The following is a 24,891-nucleotide window of genomic DNA, read 5'->3' on the forward strand; positions in this document are numbered from 1 at the left end:
CTTACTTAGCAGCTTTTTTACGAGGCGCTGGTGCTTGTGGTTTCAGTTCTTCTTGGCGACCACCAATTACTTCGCCTTTGAAGATCCAAACCTTTACACCGATCACACCGTAAGTGGTGTGAGCTTCGTAGTTGGCATAGTCGATGTCGGCACGCAGGGTGTGCAGTGGCACACGACCTTCGCGATACCATTCAGTACGTGCGATTTCAGCACCGCCGAGACGACCGCTCACTTGGATTTTGATGCCTTTGGCACCAATGCGCATGGCGTTCTGTACAGCGCGCTTCATAGCGCGACGGAACATTACGCGACGCTCCAGCTGCTGAGCTACGCTCTGCGCAACCAACATACCGTCGAGTTCCGGCTTGCGGATTTCTTCGATATTGATGTGCACAGGCACACCCATTTGCTTGGTCAGGTCCTGACGCAGTTTCTCAACATCTTCACCTTTCTTCCCGATAACGATACCTGGACGAGCGGTGTGGATGGTGATACGTGCTGTTTGAGCCGGACGATGGATATCGATACGGCTTACGGACGCGCTTTTTAGTTTGTCTTGGAGATACTCACGCACCTTCAGATCAGCGAACAAATAGTCCGCATAAGTCCGACCGTCTGCGTACCAGACGGAGGTGTGCTCCTTGACGATTCCCAGGCGAATGCCAATGGGATGTACTTTCTGACCCATCTCTTCGACTCCGTTACTTGTCAGCAACCTTGACAGTGATATGGCAAGACCGCTTGACGATGCGATCAGCACGGCCTTTGGCACGTGGCATGATTCGCTTCAGCGAACGCCCTTCGTTGACGAAAACGGTGCTGACTTTAAGGTCATCAACGTCTGCGCCTTCGTTATGCTCGGCGTTGGCTACGGCCGACTCCAGCACTTTCTTCATGATCTCGGCGGCTTTCTTACTGCTGAAAGCCAACAGGTTGAGCGCTTCGCCCACCTTCTTCCCGCGGATCTGGTCGGCGACCAAGCGGGCTTTCTGGGCGGAGATTCGAGCGCCCGACAACTTAGCGGCTACTTCCATCGTTCCTTACCCCTTAACGCTTGGCTTTCTTGTCTGCCACGTGCCCACGATATGTGCGGGTACCGGCAAACTCGCCTAGTTTGTGGCCGACCATGTCTTCGTTCACGAGAACTGGAACATGTTGACGACCGTTATGCACTGCAATGGTCAAGCCGACCATTTGTGGCAGGATCATCGAACGACGCGACCAGGTTTTAACTGGTTTGCGATCGTTCTTTTCCGCCGCCACTTCGATCTTCTTCAGTAGGTGAAGATCAATAAAAGGACCTTTTTTCAGAGAACGTGGCACTGTCGTATCCCTCTATTTACTTGCGACGACGGACGATCATTTTGTCGGTACGCTTATTACCACGAGTCTTCGCGCCCTTAGTCGGGAAGCCCCATGGCGATACCGGATGACGACCACCAGAGGTACGACCTTCACCACCACCATGTGGGTGGTCAACCGGGTTCATGGCAACACCACGAACGGTTGGGCGAACGCCACGCCAGCGTTTGGCACCAGCTTTACCCAGCGAACGCAGGCTGTGCTCGGAGTTCGAGACTTCACCCAGGGTCGCGCGGCATTCAGCCAGCACTTTACGCATCTCACCAGAACGCAGACGCAGGGTCACGTAGACACCTTCACGAGCGATCAGCTGAGCCGAAGCACCAGCGGAACGAGCGATTTGCGCGCCTTTACCTGGCTTCAATTCGATGCCGTGTACGGTACTACCAACTGGAATGCTGCGCAGTTGCAACTGGTTGCCCGGCTTGATCGGAGCCAAAGCACCCGAAATCAGCTGGTCGCCAGCGTTCACGCCTTTAGGGGCGATGATGTAACGGCGTTCGCCGTCTGCGTACAACATAAGAGCAATGTGAGCAGTACGGTTTGGATCGTATTCGATACGCTCGACAGTGGCTGGAATGCCATCTTTGTCGTTGCGACGGAAATCGACCAGACGATAATGCTGCTTATGGCCACCACCGATGTGACGAGTGGTAATGCGACCATTGTTGTTACGACCACCAGACTTCGATTTCTTCTCGAGCAGCGGTGCGTGAGGAGCGCCTTTATGCAGCTCCTGGTTGACCACCTTGACCACATGACGGCGGCCAGGGGAAGTCGGTTTGCATTTAACGATTGCCATGATGCACCCCTTCCTTACTCAGCACTGCTGCTGAAATCGAGATCTTGGCCTGGCTGAAGGGAGATAACTGCCTTCTTCCAGTCATTACGCTTGCCCAGACCGCGAGCAGTGCGCTTGCTCTTACCCAGAACATTCAGGGTAGTAACACGCTCTACTTTCACGCTGAACAGGCTTTCGACGGCCTTCTTGATTTCCAGCTTGGTTGCGTCAGTTGCAACCTTGAAAACGAACTGGCCTTTTTTGTCAGCCAGAACCGTAGCCTTCTCGGAAACGTGCGGGCCAAGCAGAACTTTAAATACGCGTTCCTGGTTCATCCCAGCAGCTCCTCGAATTTCTTCACGGCCGACACGGTGATCAACACCTTGTCGTATGCGATCAGACTAACTGGATCGGAACCTTGCACGTCACGTACATCAACGTGTGGCAGGTTGCGAGCAGCCAGGTACAGGTTCTGATCAACTACTTCAGACACGATCAAGACGTCAGTCAGGCCCATGCCGGTCAGTTTGTTCAGCAGATCTTTGGTCTTCGGTGCATCAACAGCGAAGTCCTGAACCACAACCAGACGATCAGTACGCACCAGCTCAGCAAGGATGGAACGCATTGCTGCGCGATACATCTTCTTGTTCAGCTTCTGGGTGTGATCCTGAGGACGAGCTGCGAAAGTGGTACCGCCGCCACGCCAGATTGGGCTACGGATAGTACCGGCACGCGCGCGGCCAGTACCTTTCTGACGCCATGGGCGCTTACCGCCACCACGAACGTCGGAACGGGTCTTTTGCTGCTTGCTACCTTGACGGCCGCCGGCCATGTAGGCCACGACTGCTTGGTGAACCAGCGTCTCGTTGAATTCGCCGCCAAATGTCAGTTCGGAAACTTCGATCGCTTGAGCGTCATTTACATTTAATTGCATGTCAGCTTCCCCTTAACCGCGAGCCTTGGCTGCTGGACGTACAACCAAGTTGCCGCCAGTAGCGCCAGGAACAGCGCCCTTGACCAACAACAGATTGCGTTCAGCGTCCACGCGCACTACTTCGAGGGACTGCACGGTCACGCGCTCAGCGCCCATATGACCGGACATTTTTTTGCCCTTGAATACACGACCAGGAGTCTGGCACTGGCCGATAGAGCCTGGAACGCGGTGGGACACGGAGTTACCGTGGGTATTATCTTGCCCGCGGAAGTTCCAACGCTTGATCGTACCCTGGAAGCCTTTACCTTTGGACTGACCGGTTACATCAACCAGTTGACCAGCGGCGAAGATTTCAGCGTTGATCAGATCGCCGGCCTGGTACTCGCCTTCTTCAAGACGGAATTCCATTACGGTACGACCAGCGGCAACGTTCGCTTTAGCGAAGTGGCCAGCCTGAGCAGCTGTAACACGCGAAGCACGACGCTCGCCTACAGTGACTTGCACTGCACGATAGCCATCGGTTTCTTCAGTTTTGAACTGGGTGACGCGATTCGGCTCGATCTCAATGACCGTGACCGGAATGGAGACACCTTCTTCGGTGAAAATACGGGTCATACCGCATTTACGACCGACTACACCAATAGTCATGTTGTAAACCTCATGAGTGTACGGGGCTTTCACCCGCTATGGCCGCCCATTTCAGAGCGTTACACGACTAAGACCGAGTCTTAGCCGAGGCTGATCTGCACTTCCACACCGGCCGCAAGATCAAGCTTCATAAGAGCATCAACGGTTTTATCCGTTGGCTGGACGATGTCCAGTACGCGCTTATGAGTACGGATCTCGTACTGGTCACGCGCGTCTTTGTTGACGTGCGGGGAGACCAGAACGGTGAACCGCTCTTTACGGGTAGGCAGTGGAATTGGACCACGCACTTGAGCACCAGTACGTTTCGCGGTTTCCACGATTTCCTGGGTGGATTGGTCGATCAGGCGATGGTCAAAAGCCTTCAACCTGATACGGATTTGCTGATTTTGCATTGGATTTCAGACTCCGGCTGCTATTCCCAGCGAGCGCAATACGCCCGTTAAAAGGAGGCGCAATTCTATAGACGGGCTACCACAGTGTCAACCCAATAAAAAAGCCCCCGCTAGGCGGGGGCTTTTTCAAGTCATCACTTATTAAGCGATGATTTTGGCTACGACGCCAGCGCCGACGGTACGACCGCCTTCACGAATGGCGAAACGCAGACCATCTTCCATTGCGATGGTTTTGATCAGGGTGACAACCATTTTGATGTTGTCGCCTGGCATTACCATTTCAACGCCTTCCGGCAGTTCGCAGTTACCGGTCACGTCAGTGGTCCGGAAGTAGAACTGTGGACGGTAGCCTTTGAAGAACGGAGTGTGACGACCGCCTTCTTCTTTGCTCAACACGTACACTTCAGCTTCGAAGGTAGTGTGCGGCTTAACCGAACCTGGCTTGACCAGAACCTGGCCACGCTCAACGTCGTCACGCTTGGTGCCGCGCAGCAGCACGCCGCAGTTCTCGCCAGCACGACCTTCGTCGAGCAGCTTACGGAACATTTCAACACCGGTGCAGGTGGTGACGGTAGTGTCACGCAGACCAACGATTTCCAGTGGATCCTGAACCTTGACGATACCACGCTCGATACGGCCAGTTACAACAGTACCGCGACCGGAGATCGAGAATACGTCTTCGATTGGCATCAGGAACGGCTTGTCGATAACACGGACTGGATCTGGGATGTAGCTGTCCAGAGTCTCAACCAGTTTACGAACGGCAGTGGTGCCCATTTCGTTGTCGTCTTGGCCGTTCAGAGCCATCAGAGCGGAACCGATGATGATCGGGGTGTCGTCGCCTGGGAAGTCGTAAGTGCTCAGCAGATCGCGCACTTCCATCTCAACCAGTTCCAGCAGCTCAGCGTCGTCTACCATGTCAGCCTTGTTCAGGAAGACAACGATGTACGGAACGCCAACCTGACGGGACAGCAGGATGTGCTCACGGGTTTGTGGCATCGGACCATCAGCGGCCGAGCAAACCAGGATAGCGCCGTCCATCTGCGCAGCACCGGTGATCATGTTCTTCACATAGTCAGCGTGACCTGGGCAGTCAACGTGAGCGTAGTGACGGATCAGCGAGTTGTATTCAACGTGCGCGGTGTTGATGGTGATACCACGAGCCTTTTCTTCCGGAGCGCTGTCGATCTTGTCGAAAGCAACAACGGCCGAACCGAAAACTTCGGAGCAGACGCGAGTCAGAGCAGCGGTCAGCGTGGTTTTACCGTGGTCGACGTGACCGATGGTGCCAACGTTGACGTGCGGGAGGGTACGGTCAAATTTTTCTTTAGCCACGACAATTAACTCCTAGCCTAAAGGGGCTGAATCAGCCTTGTTTTTTGGTAACGGTTTCGACGATGTGCGACGGAGCCGTATTGTATTTTTTGAATTCCATAGAGTAGCTTGCGCGACCTTGGGACATGGAGCGAACGTCGGTTGCGTAACCGAACATCTCACCCAACGGAACCTCGGCACGAATAACTTTGCCGGAAACCGTATCTTCCATACCCAGGATCATGCCGCGACGACGGTTAAGGTCGCCCATCACGTCACCCATATAGTCTTCAGGTGTAACAACCTCTACCGCCATGATCGGCTCAAGCAGCTCACCACCGCCCTTCTGGGCCAGTTGCTTGGTCGCCATGGATGCAGCCACCTTAAACGCCATCTCGTTGGAGTCGACGTCGTGGTAGGAACCATCAAACACAGTAGCCTTCAGGCCGATCAGCGGATAGCCGGCAACAACGCCGTTCTTCATCTGCTCTTCGATGCCCTTCTGGATAGCCGGGATGTATTCCTTAGGAACCACACCACCCACTACTTCGTTCACGAATTGCAGACCTTCCTGACCTTCGTCAGCAGGAGCAAAACGGATCCAGCAGTGGCCGAACTGACCACGACCGCCGGACTGACGAACGAACTTGCCTTCGATTTCACAGTTCTTCGTGATGCGCTCACGATAGGAAACCTGAGGCTTACCGATGTTGGCTTCGACGTTGAACTCACGGCGCATCCGGTCAACCAGGATGTCCAGGTGCAACTCGCCCATGCCGGAGATGATCGTTTGACCAGTCTCTTCATCAGTCTTGACGCGGAAAGATGGATCTTCCTGAGCAAGCTTGCCCAGAGCGATACCCATTTTTTCCTGGTCATCCTTGGTCTTAGGCTCAACGGCAACCGAAATAACCGGCTCCGGGAAGTCCATGCGAACCAGGATGATTGGCTTGTCAGCGCTGCACAAGGTTTCACCAGTGGTGACGTCCTTCATGCCGATCAAGGCCGCGATGTCACCAGCGCGTACTTCCTTGATTTCTTCACGGGCGTTTGCGTGCATTTGCACCATACGACCCACGCGCTCTTTCTTGCCCTTGACCGAGTTGATCACGCCGTCGCCGGATGCCAACACGCCCGAGTAAACACGGACGAAAGTCAAGGTACCCACGAATGGGTCGGTAGCGATTTTGAAAGCCAAAGCCGAGAACGGCTCGCTGTCATCTGCGTGACGTTCCATCTGCTTTTCCTCGTCATCAGGGTCAGTACCCTTGATGGCAGGAATATCAGTTGGAGCAGGCAGGTAATCGATAACGGCGTCGAGAACCAGGGGAACGCCCTTGTTCTTGAAGGAAGAACCGCAAACAGCCAGGACGATTTCGCCAGCGATAGTACGCTGACGCAGAGCGGCCTTGATTTCCGCGTTGGTGAGCTCTTCACCTTCGAGGTACTTGTTCATCAGCTCTTCGCTGGCTTCGGCCGCAGCCTCAACCATGTTGCCGCGCCACTCGTCAGCCAGTTCCTGCAGTTCAGCAGGGATAGGCTTACGAACTGGAACCATGCCTTTGTCAGCGTCGTTCCAGTAAACAGCTTCCATAGCCAACAGATCGATCTGGCCCTGGAAGTTGTCTTCGGAACCGATGGCCAACTGGATTGGCACCGGGGTGTGACCCAGACGCTGCTTGATCTGACCGATCACGCGCAGGAAGTTGGCACCAGCACGGTCCATCTTGTTTACGTAAACAAGACGTGGAACGCCGTATTTGTTGGCTTGACGCCATACGGTTTCCGACTGAGGCTCAACACCCGAGGTGCCGCAGAACACAACGACCGCGCCGTCGAGAACACGCAGGGAACGTTCAACTTCAATGGTGAAGTCCACGTGACCCGGGGTGTCGATGACGTTGAAGCGGTATTGGTCCTTGTGCTGCTTCTCGGAACCCTGCCAGAAGGCGGTAATGGCAGCAGAAGTAATGGTAATACCACGCTCCTGCTCCTGAACCATCCAGTCTGTGGTCGCGGCGCCGTCATGCACCTCGCCCATTTTGTGACTTTTGCCAGTGTAAAAAAGGACGCGCTCGGTGGTGGTGGTTTTACCAGCATCCACGTGAGCAACGATACCAATGTTACGGTAGCGATTAATCGGTGTTGTACGAGCCATAAAGCCCTCGCAAAATTAGTGACGCTAAAATTAGAAGCGGTAGTGCGAGAAAGCTTTGTTAGCTTCAGCCATACGGTGCACGTCTTCACGCTTCTTAACTGCAGCACCTTTACCTTCGGCAGCGTCCAACAGTTCGCCAGCCAAACGCAGAGCCATAGACTTCTCGCCGCGCTTGCGGGCGAAGTCTACCAACCAGCGCATTGCCAGGGCGTTACGACGGGACGGACGAACTTCAACCGGAACCTGGTAAGTAGCACCGCCTACACGGCGCGACTTCACTTCGACCAGCGGAGCGATGGCGTCGAGAGCTTTCTCGAAGATTTCCAGGGGGTCGCTGTTCTTGCGTTCTTTAACCTTTTCCAGCGCGCCATAAACGATACGCTCGGCAACGGCTTTCTTGCCGCTTTCCATAACGTGGTTCATGAACTTGGCCAGGATTTGGCTTCCGTATTTTGGATCGTCAAGCACTTCGCGCTTGGCTGCTACGCGTCTTCTTGGCATGGATAAGCCCTCAAACGGTCTTCAGGTTCGCTCGGAATCGGTGCCCTTTCGGGACGCCTCCGACCTTACTCTTATCGACTCAGAAAAATAGAAAATCAGTTTTACAAAAAGCCGCTACTACTTAGGCTTCTTGGTACCGTACTTCGAACGACCCTGGTTACGACCTTTAACGCCGGAAGTATCCAGAGAGCCGCGTACGGTGTGGTAACGAACACCTGGCAAGTCTTTTACACGACCGCCGCGGATCAGTACCACGCTGTGCTCTTGCAGGTTGTGGCCTTCACCGCCGATGTACGAGGAAACCTCGAAACCGTTGGTCAGGCGCACACGGCATACTTTACGCAGTGCCGAGTTAGGTTTTTTCGGCGTGGTGGTATACACACGGGTGCATACGCCACGACGTTGCGGGCAGTTCTGCAGCGCAGGCACGTCGGATTTCTCGACGATACGCTTACGCGGCTGACGTACCAGCTGGTTGATAGTTGCCATCTACTAGCTCCACTGTTGTCTTGCGACGCTATTGTCTTGCAAGAAAAGCAAAATGGCAGGAACGAATTCCCGCCAAATTTAGGGGTACAAGAGTCTAAAGAGGATCTTGTCCCCAGTCAAGGCAAGGCCCCGACCTCCCCGCTCATCCAATCTCGACAATTTGTCTCGATTCGACGAACGGAGCGACCAGGGCCTCACGCTCATTTATCGCAGAACTCAGTTACCGCTAGAGTTCAGCGCTTCGGTCAGTGCAGCTTCCACTTCACTGGCGCTTACGCGCAACGGCTTGTCAGCTTCACGACGACGCTTGCGCTCGCTGTGGTAAGCCAGGCCGGTACCCGCCGGGATCAGACGACCCACGACCACGTTTTCTTTCAGGCCGCGCAGGTAATCGCGCTTGCCGGTTACCGCCGCTTCGGTCAGTACACGAGTGGTTTCCTGGAAGGAAGCCGCCGAGATGAACGATTCGGTGGACAACGACGCCTTGGTGATACCCAGCAACACACGAGTGAACTTGGAAACGAATTTCTCGTCGCCAGCCAGACGCTCGTTCTCTACCAGAACGTGAGTCAACTCCATCTGGTCGCCCTTGATGAAAGTCGAGTCGCCAGATTCAGCGATTTCAACTTTACGCAGCATCTGACGCAGGATGGTCTCGATGTGCTTATCGTTGATCTTCACGCCTTGCAGACGATAAACGTCCTGGATCTCGTTCACGATGTACTTGGCCAGCGCACTCACACCCAGCAGACGCAGGATGTCGTGTGGATCGCTCGGGCCGTCGGAGATAACTTCGCCGCGGTTTACCTGTTCGCCTTCGAAGACGTTCAGGTGACGCCACTTCGGAATCAGCTCTTCGTACGGATCGGTACCGTCGTTCGGGGTAATGACCAGACGGCGCTTGCCTTTGGTCTCTTTACCGAACGCGATGGTGCCGCTGACTTCAGCCAGGATCGAGGCTTCTTTCGGACGACGTGCTTCGAACAAGTCGGCAACACGTGGCAGACCACCGGTGATGTCACGGGTCTTCGAAGTCTCTTGCGGGATACGAGCGATAACGTCACCGATCGCAATCTTCGCACCATCCGCCACACCGACCAGGGCGTTGGCTGGCAGGAAGTACTGAGCGATAACGTCAGTGCCTGGCAGCAACAAGTCCTTGCCGTTGTCATCAACCATCTTCACAGCAGGACGGATATCTTTACCGGCAGCTGGACGGTCTTTGGCGTCGAGTACTTCAATGTTGGTCATACCGGTCAATTCGTCAGTCTGACGCTTGATCGTGATGCCTTCTTCCATGCCCACGTAGGTCACGGTACCTTTCATTTCGGTAACGATTGGGTGAGTGTGCGGATCCCACTTGGCCACGATTGCGCCAGCGTCGACCTTGTCACCTTCTTTAACCGAAATCACGGCACCGTACGGCAGCTTGTAGCGCTCGCGCTCACGACCGAAGTCATCAGCGATTGCCAGCTCACCGGAACGGGAAACAGCTACCAGGCAGCCATCCACTCGCTCAACGTGCTTCAGGTTGTGCAGACGGACAGTACCGCCATTCTTCACCTGAACGCTGTCAGCAGCGGAGGTCCGGCTTGCCGCACCACCGATGTGGAACGTACGCATGGTCAGCTGGGTACCCGGCTCACCGATGGACTGGGCAGCGATAACGCCGACCGCTTCACCGATGTTCACCTGGTGACCACGAGCCAGGTCACGGCCGTAGCACTTGGCGCAAATGCCATAGCGGGTTTCGCAGCTGATCGGCGAACGCACGATCACTTCGTCGATGCTGTTGAGCTCGATGAACTCGACCCACTTCTCGTCTACCAGGGTGCCGGCAGGAACGATAACTTCCTCGGTACCTGGCTTGAATACGTCACGGGCAATGACACGACCCAATACGCGTTCACCCAACGGCTCAACAACGTCACCGCCTTCAATGTGCGGAGTCATTACCAGGCCATGTTCGGTGCCGCAATCGATCTCGGTTACAACCAGATCCTGCGCCACGTCTACCAGACGACGAGTCAGGTAACCGGAGTTCGCAGTTTTCAACGCGGTATCCGCCAAACCTTTACGAGCACCGTGAGTGGAGATGAAGTACTGAAGTACGCTCAAACCTTCACGGAAGTTCGCAGTAATCGGCGTTTCGATGATGGAACCATCCGGCTTGGCCATCAGGCCACGCATACCGGCGAGCTGACGGATCTGCGCAGCAGAACCCCGTGCGCCCGAGTCGGCCATCATGTACATCGAGTTGAAAGATTCCTGGTCGACTTCGACGCCATGACGGTCGATGACTTTCTCTTTCGAGAGGTTGGCCATCATCGCCTTGGAAACTTCGTCGTTCGCCTTGGACCAAAGGTCGATCACTTTGTTGTACTTCTCGCCCTGGGTTACCAGGCCGGAGGCGTACTGACTTTCGATCTCTTTCACTTCATCAGTAGCAGCATTGATGATGCGGGCTTTTTCATCCGGGATAACAAAGTCGTTAACACCGATGGAAACGCCGGAAATGGTCGAATAGGCAAAACCGGTGTACATCAACTGGTCAGCGAAGATCACGGTCTCTTTCAAACCAACCACGCGGTAGCACTGGTTGATCAGCTTGGAGATCGCTTTTTTCTTCATCGGCTGGTTGACGACGTCGTACGACAGGCCAGGTGGAACAACCTGGAACAACAGCGCACGGCCGACAGTGGTGTCGACGATACGGGTGTTCTTGACGCTGCCACCGTCACGATCGTTGACGGTTTCGTTGATCCGCACTTTGACCTTGGCGTGCAGCGCGGCTTCGCCGGCACGGAACACACGGTCAACTTCCTGCAGATCCGCGAACACACGACCTTCGCCCTTGGCGTTGATCGCTTCACGGGTCATGTAGTACAGACCCAATACAACGTCCTGCGACGGAACGATGATTGGCTCACCGTTGGCTGGCGACAGAATGTTGTTGGTCGACATCATCAACGCACGCGCTTCCAACTGGGCTTCCAGCGTCAGCGGTACGTGCACGGCCATTTGGTCGCCGTCGAAGTCGGCGTTGTACGCAGCACAGACCAGAGGGTGCAGCTGGATAGCCTTACCTTCGATCAGTACCGGTTCAAACGCCTGGATGCCCAGACGGTGAAGGGTCGGTGCACGGTTGAGGAGAACCGGGTGTTCACGGATCACTTCAGCGAGAACGTCCCAAACCTCAGGCAGCTCGCGCTCGACCATCTTCTTGGCAGCTTTGATGGTGGTAGCGAGACCACGCATTTCCAGCTTGCCGAAAATGAACGGCTTGAACAGCTCGAGAGCCATTTTCTTCGGCAGACCGCACTGGTGCAGACGCAGGGTCGGACCTACGGTAATTACCGAACGACCCGAGTAGTCAACACGCTTACCGAGCAAGTTCTGACGGAAACGACCCTGCTTACCCTTGATCATGTCAGCCAGGGATTTCAGAGGACGCTTGTTGGAACCGGTGATAGCGCGGCCACGACGACCGTTGTCGAGCAGAGCATCGACAGCTTCCTGCAACATACGCTTTTCGTTGCGCACGATGATGTCCGGAGCGGACAGATCAAGCAGGCGCTTCAAGCGGTTGTTACGGTTGATCACTCGACGATACAGATCGTTGAGGTCGGAAGTCGCGAAGCGACCGCCATCCAGCGGGACCAGTGGACGCAGATCTGGCGGCAGAACCGGCAGAACGGTCAGCACCATCCATTCTGGAAGGTTGCCGGAACCCTGGAAGGCTTCCATCAACTTCAGACGCTTGGACAGTTTCTTGATCTTGGTTTCGGAGTTGGTTTGCGGAATTTCTTCACGCAGGCGGCCAATCTCGTGCTCCAGGTCGATAGCGTGCAGCAGTTCACGGACAGCTTCAGCACCCATGCGGGCATCGAAATCGTCGCCGAACTCTTCCAGCGCTTCGAAGTACTGCTCGTCGTTGAGCAGCTGACCTTTTTCAAGGGTGGTCATGCCTGGATCGATAACGACATAGCTCTCGAAGTAGAGAACGCGTTCGATATCACGCAGGGTCATGTCCATCAGCAAACCGATACGCGACGGCAGCGATTTCAGGAACCAGATGTGGGCAACTGGCGAAGCCAGCTCGATGTGCGCCATGCGCTCACGACGAACCTTGGCCAGCGCGACTTCAACGCCGCACTTCTCGCAGATCACACCACGGTGCTTCAAGCGCTTGTACTTACCGCACAGGCACTCGTAATCCTTTACCGGGCCAAAGATCTTGGCGCAGAACAGGCCGTCACGTTCAGGTTTGAACGTACGGTAGTTGATGGTTTCCGGCTTTTTAACTTCACCGAACGACCACGAACGGATCATCTCAGGCGATGCCAATCCAATACGGATGGCGTCGAACTCTTCGACTTGACCCTGGTTTTTCAGCAAATTCAGTAGGTCTTTCAAGGCCTTTCCTCCTGGCGGAGCAGAGAGCGGGCAATCCTGCCCCGCTCTCGATTCGCGTCACGTGTTATTCGGTTTCCAGATCGATATCGATGCCGAGGGAACGAATTTCCTTGATCAACACGTTGAAGGACTCGGGCATGCCCGGCTCCATACGGTGATCGCCATCCACGATGTTTTTGTACATCTTGGTACGGCCGTTCACATCGTCCGACTTCACTGTGAGCATTTCTTGCAGAGTGTAAGCAGCACCGTATGCTTCCAGTGCCCAGACCTCCATCTCCCCGAAACGCTGACCACCGAACTGTGCCTTACCACCCAGCGGCTGCTGGGTAACCAGGCTGTACGAACCGGTAGAACGAGCGTGCATCTTGTCGTCTACCAAGTGGTTCAGCTTCAGCATGTACATGTAGCCAACAGTAACCGGGCGCTCGAACTTGTTGCCGGTACGGCCGTCGGTCAGCTGCATCTGGCCGCTTTCTGGCAGGTCTGCCAGTTTCAGCATGGCCTTGATTTCACTTTCCTTGGCGCCGTCGAACACTGGAGTGGCCATTGGAACGCCGCCGCGCAGGTTCTTCGCCAGATCCAGGATTTCCTGGTCGGAGAAGCTGTCCAGGTCTTCGTTACGACCGCCGATCTGGTTGTAGATCTCGTCGAGGAAGGTGCGAAGTTCAGCAACTTTACGCTGCTCTTCGATCATCCGGTTGATCTTCTCGCCCAGACCTTTGGCCGCGAGGCCCAGGTGGGTTTCGAGGATCTGACCAACGTTCATACGCGAAGGTACGCCCAACGGGTTGAGGACGACGTCGACCGGGGTGCCATTGGCATCGTGCGGCATGTCTTCAACCGGCATGATCACGGAGACCACACCTTTGTTACCGTGACGACCGGCCATCTTGTCGCCCGGCTGGATGCGGCGACGGATTGCCAGGTAAACCTTGACGATTTTCAGCACGCCTGGAGCCAGGTCATCGCCCTGCTGCAGTTTGCGCTTCTTGTCTTCGAACTTGTCGTCCAGCAGACGGCGACGATCAACGATGTAGGCCTGAGCCTTCTCGAGCTGCTCGTTCAGAGCATCTTCAGCCATGCGCAGTTTGAACCACTGACCATGCTCAAGACCGTCGAGCACTTCGTCGGTGATGTCCTGACCTTTCTTCAGACCAGCGCCGCCTTCAGCCTTGTGGCCTACCAGGGCGGAGCGCAGACGTTCGAAAGTCGCGCCTTCAACGATACGGAACTCTTCGTTCAAATCCTTGCGGATCTCGTCGAGCTGAGTCTTCTCGATGGACAGTGCACGAGCATCACGCTCAACGCCGTCACGAGTGAAGACCTGTACGTCGATGACGGTACCCTTGGTGCCGGTAGGCACACGCAGGGAGGTGTCTTTAACGTCGCTGGCTTTTTCACCGAAGATGGCACGCAGCAGTTTTTCTTCCGGGGTCAGTTGGGTCTCGCCCTTCGGAGTGACCTTACCGACCAGGATGTCGCCTGCGCCTACTTCAGCACCTACGTAAACGATACCGGCTTCGTCCAGCTTGTTCAGTGCAGCTTCACCCACGTTCGGGATGTCTGCAGTGATTTCCTCAGGCCCAAGCTTGGTGTCACGCGCCACACAGGTCAGTTCCTGGATGTGGATCGTGGTGAAGCGGTCTTCCTGAACAACACGCTCGGACAGGCAGATGGAGTCTTCGAAGTTGAAGCCGTTCCATGCCATGAACGCGATGCGCATGTTCTGACCCAGAGCCAGTTCACCCATGTCGGTGGACGGGCCGTCAGCCATGATGTCGCTACGCTGAACCCGATCACCTTTACGCACCAGCGGACGCTGGTTGATGCAGGTGTTCTGGTTGGAGCGGGTGTATTTGGTCAGGTTGTAGATGTCGACACCAGCTTCGCCGGTTTCAACTTCATCATCAGCAACACGAACCACGATACGGCTGGCGTCGACGGAGTCGATCACACCGCCACGACGAGCCACGACGCAAACGCCGGAGTCACGGGCTACGTTACGCTCCATGCCGGTACCTACCAGCGGCTTGTCAGCGCGCAGGGTTGGTACAGCTTGACGCTGCATGTTCGAACCCATCAACGCACGGTTGGCGTCATCGTGCTCGAGGAACGGGATCAGCGACGCTGCAACCGAAACTACCTGCTTCGGCGATACGTCCATCAAGGTGACGTCTTCCGGCGCCTTGACGGTGAACTCGTTCAAGTGACGAACAGCTACCAGCTCGTCGATCAGGATTTTCTTGTCGTTCATCGTGGCCGAAGCCTGAGCGATCACGTGATCAGCTTCTTCGATGGCGGACAGGAAAACGATCTCGTCGGTGACCAGGGCGTCTTTCACCACACGGTACGGGCTCTCGAGGAAGCCATACTGGTTGGTGCGCGCATAGGCAGCCAGGGAGTTGATCAGACCGATGTTCGGACCTTCCGGCGTTTCAATCGGGCATACACGACCGTAGTGAGTCGGGTGTACGTCACGAACTTCAAAGCCGGCACGCTCACGAGTCAGGCCGCCAGGGCCGAGTGCAGACACACGACGCTTGTGGGTGATCTCGGACAGCGGATTGTTCTGGTCCATGAACTGGGACAGCTGGCTGGAACCGAAGAACTCTTTCACCGCCGCAGCCACAGGCTTGGCGTTGATCAGGTCTTGCGGCATCAGGCCTTCGCTTTCAGCCATCGACAGACGCTCTTTGACCGCACGCTCAACACGTACCAGGCCAACGCGGAACTGGTTCTCGGCCATTTCGCCTACGCAGCGAACACGACGGTTACCCAGGTGGTCGATGTCATCGACGATGCCTTTACCGTTACGGATGTCGACCAGAGTCTTCAGAACCGCGACGATATCTTCCTTGCACAACACGCCCGAACCTTCGATCTCGGTACGACCGATACGACGGTTGAACTTCATCCGGCCGACCGCAGACAGGTCATAGCGCTCAGGGCTGAAGAACAGGTTGTTGAACAGGGTCTCGGCAGCATCCTTGGTTGGCGGCTCGCCTGGACGCATCATGCGATAGATCTCGACCAGCGCTTCCAATTGGTTGCTGGTGGAGTCGATCTTCAGGGTGTCGGAGACGAACGGACCACAGTCGATATCGTTGGTGTACAGAGTTTCGATGCGAACAACCTGGGCCTTGGCAATTTTTGCCAGGATCTCGGTGTTCAGCTCGGTGTTGCACTCTGCCAGGATTTCGCCGGTTGCCGGATGCACGATGGCCTTGGCGGTAGTGCGACCCAGGACGTAGTCCAGAGGCACTTCCAGGGTCTTGAGACCGGCTTTTTCGATCTGGTTGATGTGGCGCGCAGTAATACGGCGACCCGCCTCAACGATGACCTTGCCCTTCTCGTCCTGAATATCAAGAACAGCGATTTCACCACGCAGACGCGAAGCAATCAGTTCCAGACTGAGGGTTTCGCCGCTCAGGTGGAAAACGTTGGTGGTGTAGAACGCGTCGAGCACTTCTTCAGTGGTATAGCCGAGCGCGCGCAGCAGTACCGATGCAGGCAGCTTGCGACGACGGTCGATACGCACGAATACGCAGTCTTTCGGGTCGAACTCGAAGTCCAGCCACGAACCGCGGTAAGGAATGATGCGCGCGGAGTACAGCAGTTTGCCGGAGCTATGCGTCTTGCCGCGGTCGTGGTCGAAGAACACGCCCGGGGAACGGTGCAGCTGGGAAACGATCACACGCTCGGTACCGTTGATTACGAAGGTACCGTTTTCAGTCATCAGGGGGATTTCACCCATGTAGACTTCTTGCTCTTTGATGTCCTTGATCGCTTTGTTCGACGATTCTTTGTCGAAAATGATCAGGCGCACTTTTACCCGCAAAGGTACGGCGTAAGTTACACCGCGCAATACGCATTCTTTGACATCAAATGCCGGTTCGCCCAGGCGATAACCGACGTACTCCAGCGCAGCATTGCCGGAGTAGCTGATGATCGGGAAAACGGATTTGAAGGCCGCATGCAGGCCCACGTCGCGGAACTGATCTTTAGTCGCTCCCGCCTGCAAGAATTCACGATACGAATCCAGCTGGATTGCCAGGAGATACGGCACATCCATGACGTCCGGCAACTTGCTAAAGTCCTTGCGGATACGTTTTTTCTCAGTATATGAGTAAGCCATCAGCGTTCCCCAGCTTGGTCACCTGCTTGTTTGGCCCCTCCCGACGGGAGCAGCCAGAAAATCGTGCAAACCCCATGGTTTGCGCCACCGCATCGGGTGGTTACAGCTCGTTACCAGCACCGACCCAGTCGGTTGCCAATAACGGAAAAAGGCCGGTGGCAAGAGCCACCAGCCATCAGCCTTTCGCTTAACGCTCGGGCTGGAGACGCAAGGTCGATGCTTACTTCAGCTCGACTTTAGCGCCTGCTTCTTCCAGAGTGGCTTTAGCTTTGTCAGCTGCATCTTTCGATACGGCTTCCAGAACTACGCCAGGAGCGCCGTCAACTACTGCCTTGGCTTCTTTCAGGCCCAGACCGGTCAGTTCACGTACTGCCTTGATCACGTTAACTTTCTTCTCGCCAGCTTCCAGCAGCATGACGTTGAATTCAGTTTGTTCTTCAACAACGGCAGCAACAGCAGCTGGACCAGCGGAAGCAGCGGCAGCGGAAACGCCGAACTTCTCTTCCATGGCCTTGATCAGCTCAACGATTTCCAGAACGGATTTTTCGCCGATTGCTTCGATGATTTGGTCGTTAGTCAGAGACATGACTATAAATTCCTGTATTGGGGTGACAGCCTACGCGGCCATCGAAATAAACAATAAACGCTGAAAGGAGTCGCTTAGCCTTAGGCTGCAGCTGCTTCTTTCTGGTCGCGAAGTGCCGCCAGAGTACGAGCCAATTTGCTGGTTGCGCCTTGAATCACGCTCATCAGCTGAGAAATTGCTTCGTCACGGGTCGGCAGGCTTGCCAGTACGTCGATCTGATTAGCTGCGAGGAACTTGCCCTCGAACGCAGCTGCCTTGATCTCGAACTTATCCTGACCTTTTGCGAATTCCTTGAAAATACGAGCAGCAGCGCCCGGATGATCTTTGGAGAATGCAATCAAGGTCGGGCCAGTGAACACGTCGTTGAGCACGTCATATGGAGTGCCAGCAACGGCGCGCTTGAGCAGGGTGTTACGTACAACACGTACGTAAACGCCAGCTTCACGAGCCTCTTTACGGAGTCCGGTCATAGCGCCAACTGTCACGCCGCGGGCATCAGCCACAACAGCAGACAGGGCAACTTGGGCAGCCTCGTTGACTTCAGCGACGATGGCCTTCTTGTCTTCGAGTTTAATTGCCACGGGTTTAACTCCTGCTTGTTACCGTTTCATCCAACCGAGGCCGGATGTCGTTTTGGTGTCTGATTCGGTAAGGAACCGGGAGCACCATCTGCGTAGGCTTGAGGTTTAAGACTTGCGTCGCCTACGGTCTTGGATAGCCCCCGCCAGGCAGGGACCCCAATCTTTCAATTGGCGCAATCACTTGCGCCAACCTGTGTCTTACGCGTCGAGCGAGCCTTGGTCGATGACCAGACCTGGGCCCATAGTGGTGCTCAGGGTAACGCGCTTGACGTAAATGCCTTTCGAGGAAGCTGGCTTGATACGCTTCAGATCAGCGATCAGGGCTTCAACGTTTTCCTTCAGCTTGACGGCGTCGAAGCCGACTTTGCCAACGGAAGTGTGGATGATGCCGTTTTTGTCGGTGCGATAACGAACCTGACCAGCCTTGGCGTTTTTAACCGCGGTAGCTACGTCTGGCGTCACGGTGCCGACTTTAGGGTTAGGCATCAGGCCACGTGGACCGAGGATCTGACCCAACTGACCAACAACGCGCATTGCATCCGGGGATGCGATAACAACGTCATAGTTCAGGTCGCCGCCTTTCATTTCGGCAGCCAGGTCGTCCATACCTACACGGTCAGCGCCGGCAGCCAGAGCGGCCTCAGCAGCTGGACCCTGGGTGAACACAGCTACGCGAACGGTCTTGCCAGTGCCGTGCGGCAGCACAGTAGCGCTACGAACGACCTGGTCGGATTTACGCGGGTCAACGCCCAGGTTCACAGCAACGTCGAACGACTCGCTGAACTTGACGGTCGACAGCTCAGCCAGCAGAGCAGCAGCGTCTACAAAGTTGTAGGACTTGCCTGCTTCGATTTTGCCGGCGATAGCCTTTTGACGCTTGGTCAACTTAGCCATTACACACCCTCCACGTTAAGGCCCATGCTACGAGCAGAACCGGCGATAGTGCGCACGGCCGCATCCATATCAGCTGCAGTCAGATCCGCGTTTTTGGTTTTCGCGATTTCTTCCAGCTGAGCACGAGTTACGGTGCCAACCTTAACGGTGTTCGGACGAGCGGAACCGCTAGTCAGACCAGCCGCCTTCTTCAGCAGAACCGAAGCAGGAGTGGATTTGGTTTCGAAAGTGAAGCTACGGTCGCTGTAGACAGTGATGATCACTGGAGTCGGCAGGCCTGGCTCAATACCCTGGGTACGGGCGTTGAAAGCTTTGCAGAATTCCATGATGTTCACGCCGTGCTGACCCAGTGCAGGACCAACAGGTGGGCTTGGGTTAGCCTGAGCGGCCTTCACTTGCAGCTTGATGTAAGCGGTAATCTTCTTGGCCATGAGGCACTCCAATTACGGGTTCAAACGCCTCGAAAGGCTCCCCGGTTACTTGCGCGTTTATCCCAGTGACGACAAAACCCCACAGCCTAAGGCTGCGGGGTTGGGATGCTTGCCCAGCTAGACCTTTTCGACCTGACTGAACTCTAGCTCTACCGGAGTAGAGCGACCGAAAATGAGCACTGCCACTTGGATCCGGCTCTTTTCGTAGTTAACTTCTTCGACCGTGCCAGTAAAATCAGCAAACGGCCCGTCGTTGACCCGTACCGACTCGCCCGGCTCGAACAACGTCTTCGGCTTCGGCTTGTCGCTACCATCAGCAACGCGACGCAGAATCGCTTCTGCCTCTTTATCAGTGATCGGTGCAGGCTTATCAGCAGTACCGCCGATGAAACCCATCACCCGAGGAGTATCCTTGACCAAGTGCCAAGTACCCTCGTTCATGTCCATCTGGACCAGCACATAACCTGGGAAGAACTTGCGCTCGCTTTTGCGTTTCTGGCCATTACGCATTTCAACCACTTCTTCAGTGGGAACCAGAATTTCGCCGAAGCCATCTTCCATGCCAGCCAGCTTTACGCGCTCTACCAACGAGCGCATGACATGCTTCTCGTAACCGGAGTAAGCATGCACAACGTACCAACGCTTAGCCACGGGACACCCTTAGCCGACAATCAAGGAAACAAGCCAGCCGAGCAGGGAATCAAGACCCCACAACAGCAACGCCATAACCAGAACAACAGCCACTACGATCAACGTGGTCTGCGTGGTTTCTTGGCGAGTTGGCCATACGACTTTACGAATCTCGGTGCGAGCTTCCTTTACCAGTACAAAGAAAGACTTGCCCTTAACTGTCTGCAGGCCTACAAAGGCAGCTACAGCAGCAATGGCGAGCAGTGCCAGTACGCGGTACAGGATCGGCGAAGCAGAGTAATACTGATTGCCAACAACGCCAACAACCACCAAAGCGACTACTACTAGCCACTTGAGCAGATCGAAGCGAGAGCCTTGAGCTTCAGCTTTAGGAGTCATCTATGAAGATCCTGTGAAAAGAAAGCCAAACCCACCAAGTGAATCTGGCAGGTCAGGAGGGAATCGAACCCCCAACCTACGGTTTTGGAGACCGTCGCTCTGCCAATTGAGCTACTGACCTAAAACAAAATCAGGCCGACCATTATGCCGGCCTGAAAAAGACATTACAACAACTTACTCGATGACTTTTGCCACGACACCCGCGCCGACGGTACGACCGCCCTCACGAATAGCGAAACGCAGACCATCTTCCATCGCGATGGTTTTGATCAGGGTAACGGTCATCTGAACGTTATCACCCGGCATAACCATCTCAACTCCTTCTGGCAGCTCGCAGTTACCAGTCACATCAGTCGTACGGAAGTAGAACTGTGGACGGTAGCCTTTGAAGAATGGCGTATGACGACCACCCTCTTCCTTGCTCAGAACATAAACTTCAGCTGTGAACTTGGTATGCGGCTTGACGGTGCCCGGCTTGACCAATACCTGGCCACGCTCAACATCATCACGCTTGGTACCACGCAGCAATACGCCGCAGTTCTCACCTGCACGACCTTCGTCGAGCAGCTTGCGAAACATCTCTACACCAGTGCACGTGGTCTTGACCGTGTCACGCAGACCAACGATCTCAACCTCTTCCTGGATGCGAACAATGCCACGCTCAACACGACCAGTCACAACAGTACCGCGACCGGAGATCGAGAACACATCCTCGATCGGCATCAGGAACGGCTTATCAATAGCGCGCTCAGGCTGCGGAATGTAGCTATCCAGAGTCTCGACCAGCTTCTTGACGGCAGTGGTGCCCATCTCGTTGTCGTCTTGACCATTCAACGCCATTAACGCCGAACCAATGATGATTGGAGTGTCATCACCTGGGAAATCGTAAGTGCTCAACAGGTCTCGCACTTCCATCTCAACCAACTCAAGCAGCTCCGCGTCATCTACCATGTCAGCCTTGTTCAGGAAGACAACGATGTACGGAACGCCTACCTGGCGCGACAGGAGAATGTGCTCACGGGTTTGCGGCATCGGACCATCAGCGGCCGAGCAAACCAGAATCGCACCATCCATCTGTGCAGCACCGGTAATCATGTTTTTTACGTAGTCGGCGTGACCAGGGCAGTCAACGTGTGCGTAGTGACGCACGGCCGAATCGTACTCAACGTGAGCGGTGTTGATGGTAATACCACGAGCTTTTTCTTCTGGGGCGCTATCGATCTTGTCGAAGTCAACCTTTGCCGAACCGAACACTTCGGAGCAGACGCGGGTCAAGGCTGCAGTCAGAGTAGTTTTGCCGTGATCGACGTGACCAATGGTGCCTACGTTGACGTGCGGCTTATTACGTTCGAACTTTTCCTTAGCCATCGAAATCACCCTCAGGAGAAGAATGTTACAAGTCAAACAAGCCATTAAAACAAAGGCAGATATTTTCATATCTGCCTTGTTATATGGAGCTCTTGAGCGGATTTGAACCGCTGACCTCACCCTTACCAAGGGTGTGCTCTACCAACTGAGCTACAAGAGCGTAACACTGTGCAAGATCCGCAAACGTGGAGCGGGTAGCGGGAATCGAACCCGCATCATCAGCTTGGAAGGCTGAGGTTCTACCACTAAACTATACCCGCGAGCTTGCAACTCTCGCTAAAAATGGTGGAGGGGGAAGGATTCGAACCTTCGAAGTCGTAGACGTCAGATTTACAGTCTGATCCCTTTGGCCGCTCGGGAACCCCTCCTAAGCGAGCCGGCATTCTATATCATGCCAGCCTTCTGTCAAGCATTTTCTCATTAAAAACCTGAGGTTAGCTGCGTTGACCTCGTTCCGCTGCGTTGACCTTTAAAGGTCTTCACTGCGAAGCGGGCGCCATTCTATGCAAACTAATCCGCCTGTGCAACCCCCTCGCACGGCATTATTTTATGTTTTAACTCATTGAATTCTCTGGAAAGGTTTTGCAACTGCACATCATCCAGCCAGCGTCGGCTTTCAGGTGCGATCCGCACCCAGTAACCAGGCGCATCCGGGAGGTCGCGCGGCAAAGCTTGAAACTTGATCTCCATGCCAGTCAACCTTCGCTCGACAGCCTGAGCTACGTCCTGCCGCGAATAACCCCCTACATACAGGCACCCGCTATCTGGCTGAACAGCCTTGGCCTTGTCCCGCGCGGCATCAGTGGATTCGCTCAGCAGGCGAATATCCTGCTGCGAACCACGATACAGGCTCAAAGGCGTGACATCCTTGGCCCGCAAGGGCGCTTCTTGTTGATGCCAGATGTAATAGAAAACATTGAGCACTAGCAGTAGCAGGAACAACCAACGCATAAATACCTCAACTCAAAGGGCACGCCATCGCCAGGCCCACGAACACCAGATCTGGAACCACGCGGGCTTCAGGGACGACGCCCGAGACAAGACTTGCGTCGCCACCCGTGAGAAAAACCACAAAGTCTTCACCCCAGTAACTGCGCGCCATCTCCAATTGCGTAAGCACGAATCCCCTGAGCATCAACGAGCATCCGCGCTCTACCGCTTCGACGGTGGTGCGACCAGGAGCAAGGCTTTCCAGCGCGCGCTCGGCTGCGATGTCGCCATACCGTATCTTGCGCGTGTGGGTGCGCAGCTGATGGCGCATCAAGGGCATCCCCGGACAGATGAAGCCACCGAGATGCGCGCCGTCGCTGTCTATGAAGTCAGCGGTAACAGCTGTACCGAAGTCGAGCACAAGACACGAGCCCGACGCCAGATGGAATCCACCCAGCATCGCCAGCCAGCGATCGAGCCCCAAGCGCTCGTATTCTTCATAGCCGTTACGAACACCGGACATTTCGCGAGAGGGCGCAGCGCAGGCAACTGACACGCCATAAGCGCTCTTGAGCAAGGCGGTCAATGCACCGGTTTCTTCGGTGGTCCTGACGCTTACCAGCCGGCAATAGGTCAATGACAGGCTCACGATGGCATTCAGGCTCTCGAGCAACGCCAGATCCGAGTCAACGACCCCCTCTCCCACCGTCATACCGCCGCCCGCACCCAGCACGCGCCATTTGATAAAACTGTTTCCGCAGTCGAGCTCAAGAATCATCACGCAACCTCAGGCTGAGCTCACCACCGCTAAAGACTTTTTCCACACCACCCACCTTCAAGCGCAAAGCACCTTGCTTATCGATACCCAGCACTTCGCCATCTATCTGGTTGACCCCGGCAATCAGCGATACGGCGCGCCCCTGCCACAGATGATTCTGCTCCCACTCCGACTGGATGGCAGCAAACCCATCGGTCTGATGACGGTGCAAATAACCCTGCAGCTTCACACCCAGGGCTGCGACCAGATGATTGCGATCGAACACCTTGCCAGTCTCGAGACGCATCGACGTCCATTGCTGATCAACCTCATCAGTCATCTGCATGTTTACATTGATTCCAACGCCTAGCACTACGTGGCATACGTCAGCGGGATCGCCCACCAGCTCCAGAAGTATGCCGGCGATTTTTTTCTGCCCGACCAATACGTCGTTTGGCCATTTAAGACCAGCAGTCGACACTCCGAGCTCGCGCAGGGCCTGCATCACTGCCAGGCCTACAACCAGACTGAGACCTTCCAGCTGCCGCATTCCACCGTCGATGCGCAACACCAGGCTGTAATAGACGTTTTCGGCAAAAGGGCTGACCCACTTGCGTCCGCGCCGCCCTCGCCCGGCCGTCTGCCGTTCGGCAACCACCAGAAATGGTGCGGCCTGGCCACGCTCGATCGCGCGCAAGGCCTCGGCATTTGTCGAGTCTATGGAGTCGAAGACCAGGGTGGGCCATTCGCAGGAAGGAGCCGCCTCGCGGATGCTGACAGGGTCGAGCAGCGTCAATGGCGCAGCCAGTTGATAACCGCGGCCGCGCACTTTGTGGATGGATAAGCCCAACTCAGCTTCCAGGAGCTGGAGCTGTTTCCAAACCGCACTACGACTGACACCCAGGGCGATGCCCAGGGCCTGGCCAGAATGGAACCGGCCATCCTTAAGAAGCTTCAACAACGTCAGCATGCAAGTCTCGCCTCACAATGAGGCCCGCATGATAGCCATGCACCGAGCGATTGCATAGAAACACGAGGGCCTGAAGTTTCTTGCGGACAAAAACAAAACCCCTACCTGCATACGCAGATAGGGGTTTCGGAATTTAATCTTGACGATGACCTACTCTCACATGGGGAAACCCCACACTACCATCGGCGATGCATCGTTTCACTGCTGAGTTC

Annotated in this window: 24 protein-coding genes and 4 tRNA genes; all 28 read right to left on the bottom strand. The window is 55.3% G+C overall.

Translation table 11 applies throughout. The features are described 5' to 3' along the window. Position 1 precedes the first annotated feature (1 nt). The 28 genes from rpsC to birA all read right to left on the bottom strand — a co-directional run bounded on the left by rpsC (position 2) and on the right by birA (position 24,679). Positions 2-688 carry a 30S ribosomal protein S3 gene (gene rpsC / locus EQV97_RS21110; RefSeq protein WP_003176422.1) on the bottom strand — a complete coding sequence of 229 codons (687 nt, stop codon included), beginning with the start codon at positions 686-688 and terminating at the stop codon, positions 2-4. Between the two features lie 13 nt (positions 689-701). Beyond that, on the bottom strand, positions 702-1,034 hold the full coding sequence (gene rplV / locus EQV97_RS21115; RefSeq protein ID WP_003103908.1) for a 50S ribosomal protein L22: 333 nt from the start codon (positions 1,032-1,034) through the stop codon (positions 702-704). A 13-nt stretch (positions 1,035-1,047) separates the two neighbouring features. Then, positions 1,048-1,323, bottom strand: a complete 276-nt coding sequence (gene rpsS, locus EQV97_RS21120; RefSeq protein WP_002555486.1) for a 30S ribosomal protein S19 — start codon at positions 1,321-1,323, stop codon at positions 1,048-1,050. A 16-nt stretch (positions 1,324-1,339) separates the two neighbouring features. Beyond that, positions 1,340-2,164 carry a 50S ribosomal protein L2 gene (rplB, locus tag EQV97_RS21125; protein WP_008030897.1) on the bottom strand — a complete coding sequence of 275 codons (825 nt, stop codon included), beginning with the start codon at positions 2,162-2,164 and terminating at the stop codon, positions 1,340-1,342. 14 nt (positions 2,165-2,178) lie between these two features. Beyond that, on the bottom strand, positions 2,179-2,478 hold the full coding sequence (gene rplW / locus EQV97_RS21130) for a 50S ribosomal protein L23 (RefSeq protein ID WP_002555488.1): 300 nt from the start codon (positions 2,476-2,478) through the stop codon (positions 2,179-2,181). Further along, complete coding sequence (rplD, locus tag EQV97_RS21135) at positions 2,475-3,077, bottom strand: 50S ribosomal protein L4 (protein WP_007896707.1); 603 nt, start codon at positions 3,075-3,077, stop codon at positions 2,475-2,477. The genes rplW and rplD overlap by 4 nt, the downstream gene beginning before the upstream one ends. Positions 3,078-3,089: 12 nt before the next feature. Continuing rightward, complete coding sequence (rplC, locus tag EQV97_RS21140; protein WP_003186059.1) at positions 3,090-3,725, bottom strand: 50S ribosomal protein L3; 636 nt, start codon at positions 3,723-3,725, stop codon at positions 3,090-3,092. Positions 3,726-3,805: 80 nt separating this feature from the next. Next, positions 3,806-4,117, bottom strand: coding sequence for a 30S ribosomal protein S10 (gene rpsJ / locus EQV97_RS21145; protein WP_003186070.1), 312 nt, complete (start codon positions 4,115-4,117; stop codon positions 3,806-3,808). 141 nt (positions 4,118-4,258) lie between these two features. Then, complete coding sequence (gene tuf / locus EQV97_RS21150; RefSeq protein WP_008145495.1) at positions 4,259-5,452, bottom strand: elongation factor Tu; 1,194 nt, start codon at positions 5,450-5,452, stop codon at positions 4,259-4,261. Between the two features lie 31 nt (positions 5,453-5,483). After that, positions 5,484-7,589 (bottom strand): elongation factor G, encoded by a 2,106-nt coding sequence (gene fusA, locus EQV97_RS21155; protein ID WP_122838844.1) that lies wholly within the window; start codon positions 7,587-7,589, stop codon positions 5,484-5,486. 30 nt (positions 7,590-7,619) lie between these two features. After that, on the bottom strand, positions 7,620-8,090 hold the full coding sequence (gene rpsG, locus EQV97_RS21160; RefSeq protein WP_002555493.1) for a 30S ribosomal protein S7: 471 nt from the start codon (positions 8,088-8,090) through the stop codon (positions 7,620-7,622). Between the two features lie 117 nt (positions 8,091-8,207). Further along, positions 8,208-8,579 carry a 30S ribosomal protein S12 gene (gene rpsL, locus EQV97_RS21165; protein WP_002555494.1) on the bottom strand — a complete coding sequence of 124 codons (372 nt, stop codon included), beginning with the start codon at positions 8,577-8,579 and terminating at the stop codon, positions 8,208-8,210. Positions 8,580-8,795: 216 nt separating this feature from the next. Then, a complete protein-coding gene (gene rpoC / locus EQV97_RS21170) occupies positions 8,796-12,995 on the bottom strand; it encodes a DNA-directed RNA polymerase subunit beta' (protein WP_225569703.1) in 4,200 nt (1,399 codons plus the stop codon). A gap of 64 nt (positions 12,996-13,059) precedes the next feature. Continuing rightward, positions 13,060-17,133 (bottom strand): DNA-directed RNA polymerase subunit beta, encoded by a 4,074-nt coding sequence (rpoB, locus tag EQV97_RS21175; RefSeq protein ID WP_122838842.1) that lies wholly within the window; start codon positions 17,131-17,133, stop codon positions 13,060-13,062. 220 nt (positions 17,134-17,353) lie between these two features. Continuing rightward, a complete protein-coding gene (gene rplL, locus EQV97_RS21180) occupies positions 17,354-17,719 on the bottom strand; it encodes a 50S ribosomal protein L7/L12 (protein ID WP_008145490.1) in 366 nt (121 codons plus the stop codon). A gap of 80 nt (positions 17,720-17,799) precedes the next feature. Then, the gene (gene rplJ, locus EQV97_RS21185; protein ID WP_045057462.1) at positions 17,800-18,300 is read right to left on the bottom strand and encodes a 50S ribosomal protein L10; all 501 of its coding nucleotides are present in this window, start codon (positions 18,298-18,300) and stop codon (positions 17,800-17,802) included. Between the two features lie 198 nt (positions 18,301-18,498). Beyond that, a complete protein-coding gene (rplA, locus tag EQV97_RS21190; RefSeq protein WP_007896626.1) occupies positions 18,499-19,194 on the bottom strand; it encodes a 50S ribosomal protein L1 in 696 nt (231 codons plus the stop codon). Continuing rightward, entirely contained in the window at positions 19,194-19,625 is a 432-nt protein-coding gene (gene rplK, locus EQV97_RS21195; protein WP_003210097.1) for a 50S ribosomal protein L11, read from the bottom strand. Before rplK ends, rplA begins: the two co-directional genes overlap by 1 nt. A gap of 117 nt (positions 19,626-19,742) precedes the next feature. Beyond that, positions 19,743-20,276: a transcription termination/antitermination protein NusG gene (nusG, locus tag EQV97_RS21200; RefSeq protein WP_007896622.1), complete on the bottom strand. Its 534-nt coding sequence runs from the start codon at positions 20,274-20,276 to the stop codon at positions 19,743-19,745. Between the two features lie 9 nt (positions 20,277-20,285). Beyond that, positions 20,286-20,654 carry a preprotein translocase subunit SecE gene (gene secE, locus EQV97_RS21205; protein ID WP_008145488.1) on the bottom strand — a complete coding sequence of 123 codons (369 nt, stop codon included), beginning with the start codon at positions 20,652-20,654 and terminating at the stop codon, positions 20,286-20,288. Positions 20,655-20,699: 45 nt separating this feature from the next. Further along, a tRNA-Trp gene (locus tag EQV97_RS21210) sits at positions 20,700-20,775 on the bottom strand. 53 nt (positions 20,776-20,828) lie between these two features. Further along, positions 20,829-22,022: an elongation factor Tu gene (gene tuf / locus EQV97_RS21215; protein ID WP_007896619.1), complete on the bottom strand. Its 1,194-nt coding sequence runs from the start codon at positions 22,020-22,022 to the stop codon at positions 20,829-20,831. A gap of 84 nt (positions 22,023-22,106) precedes the next feature. Next, a tRNA-Thr gene (locus tag EQV97_RS21220) sits at positions 22,107-22,182 on the bottom strand. 26 nt (positions 22,183-22,208) lie between these two features. Continuing rightward, positions 22,209-22,282, bottom strand: a tRNA-Gly gene (locus tag EQV97_RS21225). 23 nt (positions 22,283-22,305) lie between these two features. Then, positions 22,306-22,390: transfer RNA gene (locus EQV97_RS21230), tRNA-Tyr, on the bottom strand. 142 nt (positions 22,391-22,532) lie between these two features. Next, positions 22,533-22,973: a hypothetical protein gene (locus tag EQV97_RS21235; protein WP_045057461.1), complete on the bottom strand. Its 441-nt coding sequence runs from the start codon at positions 22,971-22,973 to the stop codon at positions 22,533-22,535. Positions 22,974-22,980: 7 nt separating this feature from the next. Then, positions 22,981-23,730 (bottom strand): pantothenate kinase, encoded by a 750-nt coding sequence (locus tag EQV97_RS21240; RefSeq protein WP_122838840.1) that lies wholly within the window; start codon positions 23,728-23,730, stop codon positions 22,981-22,983. After that, entirely contained in the window at positions 23,720-24,679 is a 960-nt protein-coding gene (gene birA, locus EQV97_RS21245) for a bifunctional biotin--[acetyl-CoA-carboxylase] ligase/biotin operon repressor BirA (RefSeq protein ID WP_122838839.1), read from the bottom strand. Before birA ends, EQV97_RS21240 begins: the two co-directional genes overlap by 11 nt. Positions 24,680-24,891: the final 212 nt, after the last annotated feature.

Source organism: Pseudomonas sp. TMW22090 (assembly GCF_022496665.1).
GTDB classification, from domain to species: Bacteria; Pseudomonadota; Gammaproteobacteria; order Pseudomonadales; family Pseudomonadaceae; genus Aquipseudomonas; species Aquipseudomonas gregormendelii.